The sequence below is a fragment of the Klebsiella sp. ZJOU C1 genome (assembly GCF_035620215.1).
In the GTDB taxonomy this organism is placed as follows: domain Bacteria; phylum Pseudomonadota; class Gammaproteobacteria; order Enterobacterales; family Enterobacteriaceae; genus Klebsiella; species Klebsiella variicola.
The window spans coordinates 962,021-977,819 of sequence record NZ_CP141644.1 but is presented as its reverse complement, the minus strand read 5'-3'; the positions used below and the strand labels follow the sequence as shown (position 1 = coordinate 977,819).

Sequence of the window (15,799 nt, the reverse complement as noted above, 5' to 3'; positions counted from 1 at the left end):
AGGATTAAGATGACACGTAGTATGAAGGGCTGTATAAATAACAAAAACTATCAAAGTATCAATAGAATTTTGCTACAGGTGCAATAATGAGAGCCACATCAGAGGAGATCGCCATCTTTGTGGCGGTGGTGGAAAGCGGAAGTTTCAGCCGGGCGGCCGAGCAGCTCGGACAGGCCAACTCTGCCGTCAGCCGGGCGGTCAAGAAGCTGGAATCAAAGCTAGGCGTAAGCCTGCTCAATCGGACCACCCGCCAGCTCAGTCTGACGGAGGAAGGCGAGCGCTATTTTCGCCGGATGCAGGTGGTCTTGCAGGAAATGGCGGCAGCAGAGAATGACCTGCTGGAAACGCGCACAACGCCGCGGGGCCTGCTGCGGGTGGATGCCGCGACGCCGGTGATGCTGCATTTTCTCATGCCGCTGGTGAAGCCATTTCGCGAGCGCTACCCGGAAATGACGCTGTCGCTCGTCTCTTCAGAGACGTTTATTAACCTGATTGAACGAAAAGTGGATGTGGCCATTCGGGCCGGGACCTTAACGGATTCCAGCCTGCGCGCCCGACCGCTATTTACCAGCTATCGTAAGATCGTCGCCTCGCCAGACTATGTCGCGCGCTACGGTATGCCGCAGCATCCGTCAGATCTGAAACAGCATCACTGCCTCGGGTTCACCGAGCCGGTATCGCTGAATACCTGGCCTGTCTCCTGTTGCGATGGTCAGCTGTTAGAGATCGAATCGGCGGTGTCCTCCAATAGCGGCGAAACGCTCAAGCAGCTGTGCCTGACCGGTAACGGCATAGCCTGTTTGTCGGATTATATGGTGGATAAAGAGATTGGCCGTGGGGAGTTTGTGGAGTTACTTGCCGACAAACGCTTGCCGGTGGAGATGCCATTCAGTGCGGTGTACTACAGCGACCGGGCGGTCAGCACGCGCATCAGGGCATTTATTGACTTTCTAAGTGAGCACGTCAAACAGCTCCCGAAGGAGCTGTCGTAATATCGTCTCAGACGGCAGTGCGAACGGCATGCCGAAAGCGGGAGATTAATCCCACTGTGGAGCCAGACCTTCCGGACTCACCAGACGATCGTTGCAGTCGAGTGCGGCGATCGCTTTACGATCTTCATCATCCAGCTGCAGATCCTGCGCTTTCAGGTTGCTGGCCAGATTGTCACGTTTGGTGGACGATGGGATAACCGCATAGCCTTCGCCCATCGCCCATGCCAGGATAACCTGCGCTGGGGTCGCACCATGTTTCGCCGCGATGCGGGCAATCACTTCATCTTTCAGTGCCTTACCGTAGGCCAGCGTCATGTAAGAGGTGATATGGATGCCGTGCTCACGCGCCCAATCGACCACTTTACGGTTTTGCAGATACGGCGAGAGCTCAATCTGGTTAGTCGCGATATTCTCAGCGCCAACGGCGGCAATCGCGCGCTCCATCAGTGGAATAGTGAAGTTGGAGATACCGATCTGACGGGTCAGACCCAGCTTCTTCGCTTCCATCAGGGCTGCCATAAACTCTTCAACAGCTACCGCATCGTTCGGTGACGGCCAGTGGATCAGCGTGAGATCAACATAGTCAGTGCGCAGCTTATGCAGGCTCTCTTTCAGGCTGGCGATGAGTTTGTCTTTGCTCAGGTTTTCGATCCAGATTTTGGTCGTGATGAACAGCTCATCACGCGGCACGCCGCTTTCGGCGATGGCCTGACCCACCGCTGCTTCGTTGTCATAGATTTGCGCGGTGTCGATAGCACGATAGCCCAGCTCCAGCGCGGTTTTTACGGATGCGATAACAACATCATCTTTCAGACGGAAGGTGCCAAGACCAAATGCAGGGATTGCCATGATTTTCCTCGTTATTTCTTCATTTCGGTTAACGGATGAAATTATGGCTGATGGTGTGGAGGAGAAAAAGAGCGATTAATGCAGAGGATTTTTGCTGAATTAGCAATAATAGAGAACAGATCAAACAAAAAAGCCCTGAGCAAATGCTCAGGGCTCTTAATAAGTGGCGGAACGGACGGGACTCGAACCCGCGACCCCCTGCGTGACAGGCAGGTATTCTAACCGACTGAACTACCGCTCCACCGAATTTCTTCGCTTTATTACCACCGGTTGTCACCCCGGCTTACTGCAATTTGATGCCTGGCAGTTCCCTACTCTCACATGGGGAGACCCCACACTACCATCGGCGCTACGGCGTTTCACTTCTGAGTTCGGCATGGGGTCAGGTGGGACCACCGCGCTAGTGCCGCCAGGCAAATTCTTTGTGCTCGTCCTGTGTCTTTTGCGCTCATACTGCGTTGGCTGCTCTCGCGAGTGTCAGTCACATACTTATGTATGCTCCTTCCATCGCCTCGTTTGCCGCCTTGTCTCAGCGCAAAATCCTTCGGACTCTGAATCAGAGCTGAAAATCTTCTCTCAAATCGCCAAAACATCTTCGGCGTTGTAAGGTTAAGCCTCACGGTTCATTAGTACCGGTTAGCTCAACGCATCGCTGCGCTTACACACCCGGCCTATCAACGTCGTCGTCTTCAACGTTCCTTCAGGAGACTTAAAGTCTCAGGGAGAACTCATCTCGGGGCAAGTTTCGTGCTTAGATGCTTTCAGCACTTATCTCTTCCGCATTTAGCTACCGGGCAGTGCCATTGGCATGACAACCCGAACACCAGTGATGCGTCCACTCCGGTCCTCTCGTACTAGGAGCAGCCCCCCTCAATTCTCCAGCGCCCACGGCAGATAGGGACCGAACTGTCTCACGACGTTCTAAACCCAGCTCGCGTACCACTTTAAATGGCGAACAGCCATACCCTTGGGACCTACTTCAGCCCCAGGATGTGATGAGCCGACATCGAGGTGCCAAACACCGCCGTCGATATGAACTCTTGGGCGGTATCAGCCTGTTATCCCCGGAGTACCTTTTATCCGTTGAGCGATGGCCCTTCCATTCAGAACCACCGGATCACTATGACCTGCTTTCGCACCTGCTCGCGCCGTCACGCTCGCAGTCAAGCTAGCTTATGCCATTGCACTAACCTCCTGATGTCCGACCAGGATTAGCTAACCTTCGTGCTCCTCCGTTACTCTTTGGGAGGAGACCGCCCCAGTCAAACTACCCACCAGACACTGTCCGCAACCCCGGTCAGGGGCCTACGTTAGAACATCAAACATTAAAGGGTGGTATTTCAAGGTTGGCTCCACGCAGACTGGCGTCCACGCTTCAAAGCCTCCCACCTATCCTACACATCAAGGCTCAATGTTCAGTGTCAAGCTATAGTAAAGGTTCACGGGGTCTTTCCGTCTTGCCGCGGGTACACTGCATCTTCACAGCGAGTTCAATTTCACTGAGTCTCGGGTGGAGACAGCCTGGCCATCATTACGCCATTCGTGCAGGTCGGAACTTACCCGACAAGGAATTTCGCTACCTTAGGACCGTTATAGTTACGGCCGCCGTTTACCGGGGCTTCGATCAAGAGCTTCTCCTTACGGATAACCCCATCAATTAACCTTCCGGCACCGGGCAGGCGTCACACCGTATACGTCCACTTTCGTGTTTGCACAGTGCTGTGTTTTTAATAAACAGTTGCAGCCAGCTGGTATCTTCGACTGGTCTCAGCTCCATCCGCAGGGACTTCACCTACACACCAGCGTGCCTTCTCCCGAAGTTACGGCACCATTTTGCCTAGTTCCTTCACCCGAGTTCTCTCAAGCGCCTTGGTATTCTCTACCTGACCACCTGTGTCGGTTTGGGGTACGATTTAATGTTACCTGATGCTTAGAGGCTTTTCCTGGAAGCAGGGCATTTGTTACTTCAGCACCGTAGTGCCTCGTCATCACACCTCAGCGTTAAAAAGGTACCGGATTTACCTGGAATCCTCCGCCTACATGCTTAAACCGGGACAACCGTCGCCCGGCTAACATAGCCTTCTCCGTCCCCCCTTCGCAGTAACACCAAGTACAGGAATATTAACCTGTTTCCCATCGACTACGCCTTTCGGCCTCGCCTTAGGGGTCGACTCACCCTGCCCCGATTAACGTTGGACAGGAACCCTTGGTCTTCCGGCGAGCGGGCTTTTCACCCGCTTTATCGTTACTTATGTCAGCATTCGCACTTCTGATACCTCCAGCAACCCTCACAGGTCACCTTCGCAGGCTTACAGAACGCTCCCCTACCCAACAACACATAGTGTCGCTGCCGCAGCTTCGGTGCATGGTTTAGCCCCGTTACATCTTCCGCGCAGGCCGACTCGACCAGTGAGCTATTACGCTTTCTTTAAATGATGGCTGCTTCTAAGCCAACATCCTGGCTGTCTGTGCCTTCCCACATCGTTTCCCACTTAACCATGACTTTGGGACCTTAGCTGGCGGTCTGGGTTGTTTCCCTCTTCACGACGGACGTTAGCACCCGCCGTGTGTCTCCCGTGATAACATTCTTCGGTATTCGTAGTTTGCATCGGGTTGGTAAGTCGGGATGACCCCCTAGCCGAAACAGTGCTCTACCCCCGAAGATGAATTCACGAGGCGCTACCTAAATAGCTTTCGGGGAGAACCAGCTATCTCCCGGTTTGATTGGCCTTTCACCCCCAGCCACAAGTCATCCGCTAATTTTTCAACATTAGTCGGTTCGGTCCTCCAGTTAGTGTTACCCAACCTTCAACCTGCCCATGGCTAGATCACCGGGTTTCGGGTCTATACCCTGCAACTTAACGCCCAGTTAAGACTCGGTTTCCCTGCGGCTCCCCTATACGGTTAACCTTGCTACAGAATATAAGTCGCTGACCCATTATACAAAAGGTACGCAGTCACACCCGAAGGTGCTCCCACTGCTTGTACGTACACGGTTTCAGGTTCTTTTTCACTCCCCTCGCCGGGGTTCTTTTCGCCTTTCCCTCACGGTACTGGTTCACTATCGGTCAGTCAGGAGTATTTAGCCTTGGAGGATGGTCCCCCCATATTCAGACAGGATACCACGTGTCCCGCCCTACTCTTCGAGTTCACAACCTGTGCATTTTGGTGTACGGGACTATCACCCTCTACCGTCGGACTTTCCAGACCGTTCCACTAACACACAAGCTGATTCAGACTCTGGGCTGCTCCCCGTTCGCTCGCCGCTACTGGGGGAATCTCGGTTGATTTCTTTTCCTCGGGGTACTTAGATGTTTCAGTTCCCCCGGTTCGCCTCGTTAACCTATGTATTCAGTTAACGATAGTGCAACGAATTGCACTGGGTTTCCCCATTCGGACATCGCCGGCTGTAACGGTTCATATCACCTTACCGACGCTTTTCGCAGATTAGCACGTCCTTCATCGCCTCTGACTGCCAGGGCATCCACCGTGTACGCTTAGTCGCTTAACCTCACAACCCGAAGATGTTTCGTAAAACATCATCGTGTCGCGAAAATTTGAGAGACTCGAACACACTTAAACAGTGTGTCGTTTCAATTTTCAGCTTGATCCAGATTTTTAAAGAGCAAAACTTCGCAGTGCACCTTTTCAGGTTCACTCTGAAGTTTTCTTGTGTTTGCAGTAAAGATGGTGGAGCTATGCGGGATCGAACCGCAGACCTCCTGCGTGCAAAGCAGGCGCTCTCCCAGCTGAGCTATAGCCCCATCGTTTGCAACCTCTTCAAATTTGCTTCGCAAATTTGGTAGGCCTGAGTGGACTTGAACCACCGACCTCACCCTTATCAGGGGTGCGCTCTAACCACCTGAGCTACAAGCCTGTAGAGGTTTTTACTGCTGTTTTTCATCAGACAATCTGTGTGAGCACTACAAAGGCAGGTTCTTTAAGGTAAGGAGGTGATCCAACCGCAGGTTCCCCTACGGTTACCTTGTTACGACTTCACCCCAGTCATGAATCACAAAGTGGTAAGCGCCCTCCCGAAGGTTAAGCTACCTACTTCTTTTGCAACCCACTCCCATGGTGTGACGGGCGGTGTGTACAAGGCCCGGGAACGTATTCACCGTAGCATTCTGATCTACGATTACTAGCGATTCCGACTTCATGGAGTCGAGTTGCAGACTCCAATCCGGACTACGACATACTTTATGAGGTCCGCTTGCTCTCGCGAGGTCGCTTCTCTTTGTATATGCCATTGTAGCACGTGTGTAGCCCTGGTCGTAAGGGCCATGATGACTTGACGTCATCCCCACCTTCCTCCAGTTTATCACTGGCAGTCTCCTTTGAGTTCCCGGCCGGACCGCTGGCAACAAAGGATAAGGGTTGCGCTCGTTGCGGGACTTAACCCAACATTTCACAACACGAGCTGACGACAGCCATGCAGCACCTGTCTCACAGTTCCCGAAGGCACCAATCCATCTCTGGAAAGTTCTGTGGATGTCAAGACCAGGTAAGGTTCTTCGCGTTGCATCGAATTAAACCACATGCTCCACCGCTTGTGCGGGCCCCCGTCAATTCATTTGAGTTTTAACCTTGCGGCCGTACTCCCCAGGCGGTCGATTTAACGCGTTAGCTCCGGAAGCCACGCCTCAAGGGCACAACCTCCAAATCGACATCGTTTACAGCGTGGACTACCAGGGTATCTAATCCTGTTTGCTCCCCACGCTTTCGCACCTGAGCGTCAGTCTTTGTCCAGGGGGCCGCCTTCGCCACCGGTATTCCTCCAGATCTCTACGCATTTCACCGCTACACCTGGAATTCTACCCCCCTCTACAAGACTCTAGCCTGCCAGTTTCGAATGCAGTTCCCAGGTTGAGCCCGGGGATTTCACATCCGACTTGACAGACCGCCTGCGTGCGCTTTACGCCCAGTAATTCCGATTAACGCTTGCACCCTCCGTATTACCGCGGCTGCTGGCACGGAGTTAGCCGGTGCTTCTTCTGCGGGTAACGTCAATCGGTGAGGTTATTAACCTCACCGCCTTCCTCCCCGCTGAAAGTGCTTTACAACCCGAAGGCCTTCTTCACACACGCGGCATGGCTGCATCAGGCTTGCGCCCATTGTGCAATATTCCCCACTGCTGCCTCCCGTAGGAGTCTGGACCGTGTCTCAGTTCCAGTGTGGCTGGTCATCCTCTCAGACCAGCTAGGGATCGTCGCCTAGGTGAGCCGTTACCCCACCTACTAGCTAATCCCATCTGGGCACATCTGATGGCATGAGGCCCGAAGGTCCCCCACTTTGGTCTTGCGACATTATGCGGTATTAGCTACCGTTTCCAGTAGTTATCCCCCTCCATCAGGCAGTTTCCCAGACATTACTCACCCGTCCGCCGCTCGTCACCCGAGAGCAAGCTCTCTGTGCTACCGCTCGACTTGCATGTGTTAGGCCTGCCGCCAGCGTTCAATCTGAGCCATGATCAAACTCTTCAATTTAAGTTTGATGCTCGTGAATTAAACTTCGTAATGAATTACGCATGTTCACTCAGAGACTTGGTATTCATTTTTCGTCCGAGGACGTTAAGAATCCATGTCACTTTGAGTGCCCACACAGATTGTCTGATAAATTGTTAAAGAGCAGTTGCGACGCGCTTTAGCGCTCTGTCGCGAGGTGGCGTATATTACGCTTTCCTCTTTCAGAGTCAACCCGTTTTTCAGGATTTTTCTCTTCAACCGAACCGGCTGTTTGTGTGAAGTGATTCACATCCGCCGTGTCGATGGAGGCGCATTATAGGGAGCTCTCCGGGAATGACAAGCGGAAAAATACAATTTTATTTCAACCGCTCATCTTTTAAACGCAACGCTTATTTTTGCTGCTTTTTAATCGCCGCAGGCAACTCTGCCAGGCTATTTAGCACCCAGTCAGCCGCTTTTTCCGCTTCTTCAGTCAGGGGCTTACCGGTACGCACAAGCACTTTAGTACCGACATCTGCCGCCGCAGCAGCCTGCATATCTTCCAGTTTGTCCCCTACCATATAGGAAGAAGCCATATCGATATGCAGATAATCGCGGGCGGAGATCAGCATCCCCGGATGCGGTTTACGACAATCACAGGTCTGACGGTACTCTTCCACCGCACCCTGCGGGTGATGCGGGCAATAGTAGATACCGTCCAGGTCGACGCCACGATCGGCCAGAGACCAGTCCATCCATTCGGTCAGCGTTTCAAACTGGGCTTCGGTAAATTTACCGCGAGCAATACCGGACTGGTTAGTGACCAGCACCAGCGCATAGCCCATCTCTTTTAGTTCGCGCATCGCGTCAATGACGCCATCGATAAATTCAAAATTGTCGATTTCGTGGACGTAGCCATGATCGACATTAATAGTGCCGTCACGGTCGAGAAAAATTGCGGGTACTGACTTTGCCACCGGTTTGCTCCTGAAAAAGGCTAGTGCCGTTAGTATCGCATGTTTCAGCATGCAAGAAAGTGCTCATTATAAAGAGTCAGATTGATTTAGACGTCTGGATGCCTTAACATCCATTTCATTGACAGGCATCGCCTGGATACGGCAGAAGAAAATGCCACGGCAAACGGCTAAACGATAATAAATAACTGATGATTAAACTTTCCAATATCACCAAAGTGTTCCAGCAGGGGAATCGCAGCATTCAGGCGCTGAATAACGTCAGCCTGCATGTCCCTGCCGGACAAATTTATGGCGTCATCGGTGCCTCCGGCGCCGGTAAAAGTACGCTGATTCGCTGCGTCAACCTGCTGGAGCGCCCGACCGAGGGCAGCGTACAGGTTGACGGTCAGGAATTGACTGCACTGTCGGAAAAAGAGCTAACCCGTGCGCGCCGTCAGATTGGCATGATTTTCCAGCATTTTAACCTGCTGGCCTCCCGGACCGTTTTCGGCAACGTCGCGTTGCCCCTGGAACTGGATAACACCCCGCAGGCAGAAATCAAACGTCGTGTGACGGAGCTGCTGGATCTCGTCGGCCTGGGTGATAAGCACGACAGCTACCCGGCTAATCTCTCCGGTGGCCAGAAACAGCGCGTCGCCATTGCCCGCGCACTGGCCAGCAATCCTAAGGTATTGCTGTGCGATGAAGCCACCAGCGCTCTCGACCCAGCCACCACCCGTTCCATTCTCGAACTGCTGAAAGACATTAACCGTCGTCTGGGACTGACCATTCTGCTAATCACCCACGAAATGGATGTGGTGAAACGCATCTGCGACTGCGTGGCGGTGATTAGCAACGGCCAGCTTATTGAGCAGGACACGGTGAGCGAAGTCTTCTCCCATCCGAAGACGCCGCTGGCCCAGCAGTTTATTCAGTCCACGCTGCACCTGGATATTCCGGATGACTACCAGGCACGCCTGAAACCTACCGCCGCAGCGGACAGTGTACCGATGCTGCGCATGGAATTTACCGGCCACTCCGTCGATGCGCCGCTGCTCTCTGAAACCGCGCGTCGCTTCAATGTGAATAACAACATTATCAGCGCGCAGATGGATTATGCCGGCGGGGTGAAGTTCGGCATCATGCTCACCGAAATGCACGGTACACAGGAAGACACTCAGGCGGCCATCGCCTGGCTGCAGGAACATCATGTAAAAGTAGAGGTATTGGGTTATGTCTGAGGCAATGATGTGGCTGCTGTTGCGCGGCGTATGGGAAACGCTGGCAATGACCTTTGTCTCCGGCTTCTTCGGTTTTGTCCTTGGTCTGCCGGTGGGCGTGCTGCTGTATGTGACCCGGCCGGGGCAAATCGTCGCCAATGCCAAACTGTACCGTACTCTGTCGGCGCTGGTGAACATTTTCCGTTCCATTCCGTTCATTATCCTGCTGGTCTGGATGATCCCGTTTACCCGCGTAATCGTCGGCACCTCGATCGGCCTGCAGGCGGCAATCGTTCCGCTGACGGTGGGCGCCGCGCCGTTTATCGCCCGCATGGTGGAGAACGCCCTGCTGGAGATCCCGACCGGGCTCATCGAAGCTTCCCGCGCGATGGGCGCCACACCGCTGCAGATCGTCCGCAAGGTTCTGCTGCCTGAAGCGCTGCCGGGGCTGGTCAACGCCGCCACCATCACTCTTATTACCCTGGTAGGCTACTCCGCCATGGGCGGCGCGGTGGGCGCCGGTGGTCTGGGGCAGATTGGTTATCAGTACGGTTATATCGGCTACAACGCAACGGTGATGAATACCGTACTGGTGTTACTGGTTATTCTGGTTTATTTAATTCAATTCTCTGGCGATCGTATCGTCCGGGCTGTGACTCATAAATAACGTTATTGGCAGACAACACTCATTCTTACAGGAAGGAAATAACATGGCCTTTAATTTCAAAACCTTTGCGGCAGTTGGCGCGTTAATCGGTTCTCTGGCGCTGGTGGGTTGCGGTCAGGATGAAAAAGATCCGAATCATATTAAAGTCGGCGTTATCGTCGGGGCGGAACAGCAGGTCGCTGAAGTTGCGCAGAAAGTGGCAAAAGAGAAGTATGGTCTCGATGTTGAGCTGGTGACCTTCAACGATTACGTGCTGCCAAACGAAGCGCTAAGCAAAGGCGATATCGACGTGAACGCCTTCCAGCATAAACCGTATCTCGACCAGCAGATTAAAGACCGTGGCTATAAGCTGGTCTCCGTTGGCAACACCTTCGTCTATCCGATCGCGGGTTACTCGAAGAAAATCAAATCGCTGGACGAACTGCAGCCGGGCTCGCAGATCGCCGTCCCGAACGATCCGACTAACCTCGGCCGTTCCCTGCTGCTGCTGCAGCAGGTGGGTCTGATCAAACTGAAAGACGGCGTGGGCCTGCTGCCGACCTCGCTGGATATCGTCGAGAACCCGAAAAACCTGAAAATTGTTGAACTGGAAGCGCCACAGCTGCCGCGTTCGCTGGACGACGCACAGATTGCGCTGGCCGTCATCAACACCACTTACGCCAGCCAGATTGGCCTGACCCCGGCGAAAGACGGTATCTTTGTTGAAGGCAAAGAGTCTCCTTACGTGAACCTGATTGTGGCGCGTGAAGACAATAAAGATGCTGAGAATGTGAAGAAATTCGTTCAGGCTTACCAGAGCGATGAAGTTTACGAAGCGGCGAACAAGATCTTTAACGGCGGCGCAGTGAAAGGCTGGTAATCTTTTCTCACCGTAATATCATTCAGGACGGGCTTCACGCCCGTCTTGTCATTTATGCAAGCACCTGATTCAATAACGCCCTGTTTTTTATTCATTGAGGAAATACTATGCGTGCTTTACCGGTCTGTTTGTTAGCACTCATGTTAAGCGGTTGTTCCATGCTAAGCAGATCCCCCGTTGAACCTGTTCAAAGCACTGCAACCCCCCCGGTTAAATCTGAGCCGAGCAAACCACGCGCAACCCGTCCGGCGCCGGTACGTATTTATACCGATGCGTCAGAGCTGGTGGGAAAACCGTTCCGCGATCTGGGTGAAGTGACTGGTGAGTCATGCCAGGCCTCAAATCAGGATTCTCCGCCGAACATCCCAACCGCCCGCAAGCGTCTGCAGGTGAATGCGGCACGCATGAAAGCCAATGCCGTCCTGCTTCACCGCTGCGAAGTGACCAGCGGCACGCCAGGCTGCTACCGTCAGGCGGTTTGTCTGGGCTCGGCGCTTAACGTTTCGGCACAATGAGTGCATTCCAGTTCGCGCAGATAGGCGTTATCCGCTCGCCGTATAAAGAGAAATTTGCCGTTCCTCGCCAGCCTGGTCTGGTGAAACACGGCGGCGGAGAACTGCATCTGGTTGCGCCCTACAACCAGGCCGACGCCGTGCGAGGCCTGGAAAACTTCAGCCATCTGTGGATCCTGTTTGTGTTTCATCAGACCATGGAAGGCGGTTGGCGTCCGACGGTGCGCCCTCCCCGACTGGGAGGCAATGCGCGGATGGGCGTCTTCGCCACCCGTTCGACGTTTCGCCCCAACCCCATCGGCATGTCGCTGGTTGAGCTGAAAGGCATTCGCTGTCAGAAGGATCAGGTGATCCTGGAACTCGGTAGCCTCGATCTCGTCGACGGGACGCCGGTGGTTGATATCAAACCGTATCTTCCTTTCGCCGAAGCCCTGCCGGATGCCAGCGCCAGCTATGCGCAACAGGCGCCGCTGGCGGGTATGAACGTCAGTTTTACACCGGAAACAGAAGCACAGTTACTGACCCTGGAAAAACGCTACCCGCATATCAAAGCGTTTATCCGCGAAGTATTGGCGCAGGATCCGCGCCCGGCCTACCGTAAAGAGGAAGAAGCAGGAAAAAATTATGCCGTCTGGTTGCTGGATTTCAACGTCCGCTGGCGGGTGATTGCCTCTGGTTTTGAAGTCTTTGCCCTCGAAGCGCGCTAATTTTATTTTTCCTCTCTTTTGGCATCTTTGCCACACTGGTAAACTAAACCACTTTTTTGTTTCAGGCTGGGCAACCAGCCTGTTCCGCTCGTTTAACTGGAACCGTTACAACATGCGTACTAGCCAATATCTGCTCTCCACTCTGAAGGAGACACCTGCCGACGCCGAGGTAATCAGCCACCAGCTGATGCTGCGCGCCGGGATGATCCGCAAGCTGGCCTCCGGGTTATACACCTGGCTGCCGACCGGCGTGCGCGTCCTGAAAAAAGTCGAAAACATCGTGCGTGAAGAAATGAATAATGCCGGTGCGATCGAGGTGTTAATGCCGGTCGTTCAGCCTTCTGAACTGTGGCAGGAGAGCGGTCGCTGGGAGCAATATGGCCCGGAACTGCTGCGCATTGCCGATCGCGGCGATCGCCCGTTCGTCCTCGGACCAACCCACGAAGAGGTCATTACCGATCTGATCCGCAACGAGCTGAACTCCTATAAGCAGCTGCCGCTGAACTTCTATCAGATCCAGACCAAATTCCGCGACGAAGTGCGCCCGCGTTTCGGCGTGATGCGCTCCCGTGAATTCCTGATGAAAGATGCTTACTCTTTCCATACCTCTCAGGAATCGCTGCAGGAAACCTACGACGCGATGTATACCGCTTACAGCAAAATCTTCAGTCGTATGGGGCTGGATTTCCGTGCGGTACAGGCTGACACCGGTTCTATCGGCGGCAGCGCCTCTCATGAATTCCAGGTGCTGGCGCAGAGCGGCGAAGACGATGTGATCTTCTCCGACAGCTCCGACTACGCGGCAAACATCGAGTTTGCGGAAGCCGTTGCGCCAAAAGAGCCGCGCGCAGCCGCCACCCAGGAGATGACCCTGGTTGATACGCCGAACGCCAAAACCATCGCCGAGCTGGTTGAGCAGTTCGACCTGCCGATCGAAAAAACAGTGAAGACCCTGCTGGTGAAAGCGGTTGAAGGTAGCGCCTCCCCGCTGGTTGCCCTGCTGGTGCGCGGCGATCACGAGCTGAACGAAGTGAAAGCGGAAAAACTGCCGCAGGTCGCCAGCCCGCTGACCTTCGCCACCGAAGAAGAGATCCGCGCTCTGGTGAAAGCGGGTCCGGGCTCCCTGGGTCCGGTGAACCTGCCGATCCCGGTGGTTATCGACCGTACCGTCGCGGTAATGAGCGATTTCGCCGCTGGCGCTAACATCGATGGCAAACACTACTTCGGCATCAACTGGGATCGCGACGTCGCGACTCCGGAAGTTGCTGATATTCGTAACGTCGTTGCCGGCGATCCGAGCCCGGACGGCAAGGGTACTCTGCTTATCAAGCGCGGTATCGAAGTGGGCCACATCTTCCAGCTGGGTACTAAGTACTCTCAGGCGATGAATGCCGCAGTTCAGGGCGAAGATGGCCGTAACCAGATCCTGACCATGGGTTGCTACGGTATTGGGGTGACCCGTGTGGTGGCCGCCGCTATCGAGCAGAACTTTGACGATCGCGGGATTATCTGGCCAGACGCCATCGCGCCGTTCCAGGTGGCAATTCTGCCGATGAATATGCACAAGTCCTATCGCGTGCAGGAGCTGGCCGAGAAGCTGTACGCCGAGCTGCGTGCGCACGGCATCGATGTGCTGATGGACGACCGTAAAGAGCGTCCGGGCGTGATGTTCGCCGATATGGAGCTGATCGGTATTCCGCACACCATCGTGCTGGGCGATCGGAACCTCGATAACGATGATATCGAATACAAGTATCGTCGCAATGGTGAGAAGCAGCTGATTAAAACCGGTGATATCGTGGAATATCTGGTTAAAGCGATAAAAGGCTAAGCAACCACCTCAGGGCCCTGAACGGATGTCAGGGCCTTTTTTTTACAAGGAAAGTACCCATGACTGCACCTATCCTCAGCAGCGGACTGCTTACTTCCGCCCTGCTGCTGCTTACCGCCTGCACCATAGACGTCGGCCGCAGCGCCGCTTCCGCATCCGCTACCGAGGGCCGCTCCCCGCCATGGGCTGTCACCCTCCAGCGTCAAAGCTCGATTGCCGGCAGCGGGCTCCACGAAATTGACGAAAGCGATCTCCGTTCCGGCGACCTGCTTTTCTCGTCCAGCCTGGGTATCACTTCGCTTGGGATCCGCGCCTTCAGCGCCTCTTCCGTTAGCCACGTCGCACTGTATCTTGGCGAGGGTCAGATCGCGGAAGCCACCGGCGCTGGCGTACAGGTGATTTCTGTTCAGCAGGCGCTGGCGCATAGCGATAAACTCTTTGCCCTCAGGGCGCCCGACCTGACGCCGGACCAGGCAACGGCGATGAAAAATTTTGTCTGGCAGGTCAAAGACAGCGGGTATAACTATCGCGGCATTATTCAGTTTATCCCTTATATGGTCACCAAACCGCTCTGCTCGCTCAACCCTTTCTCGCGTAACTTTCGTCAGCAGTGCGTGAGCGGCCTGGCCAAAGCGCAACTGGGCGATGCAGCAAGCGCCGACAAGAAAGCGTGGTTTTGCTCGGAGTTTGTCAGCGAGGCCTTCGTCAGAGCCGGGCATCCGCTGACCCTGGCGCAGGCGGCGTGGATAAGTCCTTCCGATCTGCTGCACATGCGGGAAGGAGACGTCGCCACGTTTAAACCCGAAACGCAGCTACAGTATGTCGGGCATCTGAAACTGGGCGTTTATCTTCAGGCCGGGAAGCTGGTGGGGCTGAATAAACCGAAGGACGATGCGGAGTAAAGAAAAGATTTGCGCTTTTCCGCCAGCCAGACCCACGCTCACTCTGTATATGACAGGGCGAATAGCAGGAGCAAGTAGGGGGACTGCGTGGGATCATCCCCTGCCCGTTTCCCGGGCAGGGGCCTGACAATCAATGGCTACAGTCTTTACCGGGAATAAATTTGCCGGCCTGGTCCGTCATCAGCGTCTTCATCATTTCGCCGGTGTCCGGGTTCGCCTCGAGGGTAAAGTGCCCCTCCACCACCAGCAGCACCGGTCGTGAATCATTGCCGCGGGCAGCGGCATAATCCCGCTCAAGCTGGGCATTGTTCGCCACCGCGACGCGTTTACCGGTCGCGCAATCGGTAAAGGTTGCCGCATCGGCCATATAGAAATACATGCCGCGCATCGCCATCGGGGTGGTCGGCAGGCTGGCCTTCACCGGCTCCAGGGTATAATTGAGAGGAGACTGAACGGGGCTCCCGTTGCGGTCAAGCATCTCCAGCTTGTCGCCCTTCGCGCGAAAATATGATTTCTCGCCTTTGCTGTCGGTCAGCACCAGTTTATCCGCTGTGCGAGCCCAGGTGCCATAAGAGGCAAAAGATGACGGTTCACGACGAGCGCCCTGGTAGTGCTCGTTCATCACCCAGGTACCGTCTTTTTCCAGGAACAGCGAGGTGTCGATACCTTCACAATCCGCGCAAGGCAGCACCCCACGCCAGCTTTGCTGCATCGGTTTGAGCTCTTCCATCGCCGCTGGCTGTACGGTGTCAGTCTCGGCGCGATGGTTACAACCAAACAGCGCGAACAGCGAGCAGGCCGCTATCACGGAGAATACGATTTTCTTCACTTTGCTTTCCTTATCATCCATTTCACCCGTT

At 54.5% G+C, this 15,799-nt stretch carries 11 protein-coding genes, 3 tRNA genes and 3 rRNA genes; 8 read left to right on the top strand and 9 right to left on the bottom strand.

Annotated elements, in window-relative coordinates; all coding sequences use genetic code 11:
* Positions 1 to 86: 86 nt before the first annotated feature.
* On the top strand, positions 87 to 992 hold the full coding sequence (gene yafC, locus SPE70_RS04545) for a DNA-binding transcriptional regulator YafC (protein WP_012968896.1): 906 nt from the start codon (positions 87 to 89) through the stop codon (positions 990 to 992).
* Between the two features lie 45 nt (positions 993 to 1,037).
* Here the strand turns inward: yafC and dkgB are convergent, their stop codons facing one another.
* The 8 genes from dkgB to gmhB form a co-directional block, all read right to left on the bottom strand.
* On the bottom strand, positions 1,038 to 1,841 hold the full coding sequence (dkgB, locus tag SPE70_RS04540; protein ID WP_023339613.1) for a 2,5-didehydrogluconate reductase DkgB: 804 nt from the start codon (positions 1,839 to 1,841) through the stop codon (positions 1,038 to 1,040).
* A 164-nt stretch (positions 1,842 to 2,005) separates the two neighbouring features.
* Positions 2,006 to 2,082, bottom strand: a tRNA-Asp gene (locus SPE70_RS04535).
* 57 nt (positions 2,083 to 2,139) lie between these two features.
* Positions 2,140 to 2,255: ribosomal RNA gene (gene rrf / locus SPE70_RS04530) — 5S ribosomal RNA — on the bottom strand.
* Positions 2,256 to 2,446: 191 nt separating this feature from the next.
* Positions 2,447 to 5,352 (bottom strand): 23S ribosomal RNA (locus SPE70_RS04525).
* A 177-nt stretch (positions 5,353 to 5,529) separates the two neighbouring features.
* Positions 5,530 to 5,605, bottom strand: a tRNA-Ala gene (locus tag SPE70_RS04520).
* A 36-nt stretch (positions 5,606 to 5,641) separates the two neighbouring features.
* Positions 5,642 to 5,718 (bottom strand) — tRNA-Ile (locus tag SPE70_RS04515).
* Between the two features lie 69 nt (positions 5,719 to 5,787).
* Positions 5,788 to 7,327 (bottom strand): 16S ribosomal RNA (locus SPE70_RS04510).
* Together the 16S, 23S and 5S rRNA genes with 3 tRNA genes alongside form the textbook arrangement of a ribosomal RNA operon.
* Positions 7,328 to 7,695: 368 nt before the next feature.
* Positions 7,696 to 8,262 carry a D-glycero-beta-D-manno-heptose 1,7-bisphosphate 7-phosphatase gene (gmhB, locus tag SPE70_RS04505; protein WP_008807333.1) on the bottom strand — a complete coding sequence of 189 codons (567 nt, stop codon included), beginning with the start codon at positions 8,260 to 8,262 and terminating at the stop codon, positions 7,696 to 7,698.
* 188 nt (positions 8,263 to 8,450) lie between these two features.
* On the opposite strand from gmhB, the gene metN reads away from it, so the two are divergent.
* The 7 genes from metN (at position 8,451) to SPE70_RS04470 (ending at position 14,939) form a co-directional block, all read left to right on the top strand.
* Positions 8,451 to 9,482: a methionine ABC transporter ATP-binding protein MetN gene (gene metN / locus SPE70_RS04500; RefSeq protein WP_008807334.1), complete on the top strand. Its 1,032-nt coding sequence runs from the start codon at positions 8,451 to 8,453 to the stop codon at positions 9,480 to 9,482.
* A complete protein-coding gene (locus SPE70_RS04495) occupies positions 9,475 to 10,128 on the top strand; it encodes a methionine ABC transporter permease MetI (protein ID WP_004204478.1) in 654 nt (217 codons plus the stop codon). The genes metN and SPE70_RS04495 overlap by 8 nt, the downstream gene beginning before the upstream one ends.
* Before the next feature lie 43 nt (positions 10,129 to 10,171).
* On the top strand, positions 10,172 to 10,987 hold the full coding sequence (gene metQ / locus SPE70_RS04490; protein WP_008807336.1) for a methionine ABC transporter substrate-binding lipoprotein MetQ: 816 nt from the start codon (positions 10,172 to 10,174) through the stop codon (positions 10,985 to 10,987).
* A 107-nt stretch (positions 10,988 to 11,094) separates the two neighbouring features.
* A complete protein-coding gene (gene rcsF, locus SPE70_RS04485; protein WP_008807337.1) occupies positions 11,095 to 11,502 on the top strand; it encodes an Rcs stress response system protein RcsF in 408 nt (135 codons plus the stop codon).
* Positions 11,499 to 12,206, top strand: coding sequence for a tRNA (N6-threonylcarbamoyladenosine(37)-N6)-methyltransferase TrmO (gene tsaA / locus SPE70_RS04480; RefSeq protein WP_008807338.1), 708 nt, complete (start codon positions 11,499 to 11,501; stop codon positions 12,204 to 12,206). The genes rcsF and tsaA overlap by 4 nt, the downstream gene beginning before the upstream one ends.
* A gap of 112 nt (positions 12,207 to 12,318) precedes the next feature.
* Positions 12,319 to 14,037, top strand: a complete 1,719-nt coding sequence (gene proS, locus SPE70_RS04475; RefSeq protein ID WP_012968899.1) for a proline--tRNA ligase — start codon at positions 12,319 to 12,321, stop codon at positions 14,035 to 14,037.
* Positions 14,038 to 14,096: 59 nt separating this feature from the next.
* Complete coding sequence (locus SPE70_RS04470; RefSeq protein ID WP_064170611.1) at positions 14,097 to 14,939, top strand: YaeF family permuted papain-like enzyme; 843 nt, start codon at positions 14,097 to 14,099, stop codon at positions 14,937 to 14,939.
* Between the two features lie 130 nt (positions 14,940 to 15,069).
* On the opposite strand, the gene nlpE is transcribed toward SPE70_RS04470, so the two are convergent.
* Positions 15,070 to 15,768: an envelope stress response activation lipoprotein NlpE gene (gene nlpE, locus SPE70_RS04465; protein ID WP_012542804.1), complete on the bottom strand. Its 699-nt coding sequence runs from the start codon at positions 15,766 to 15,768 to the stop codon at positions 15,070 to 15,072.
* Positions 15,769 to 15,799 lie beyond the last annotated feature (31 nt).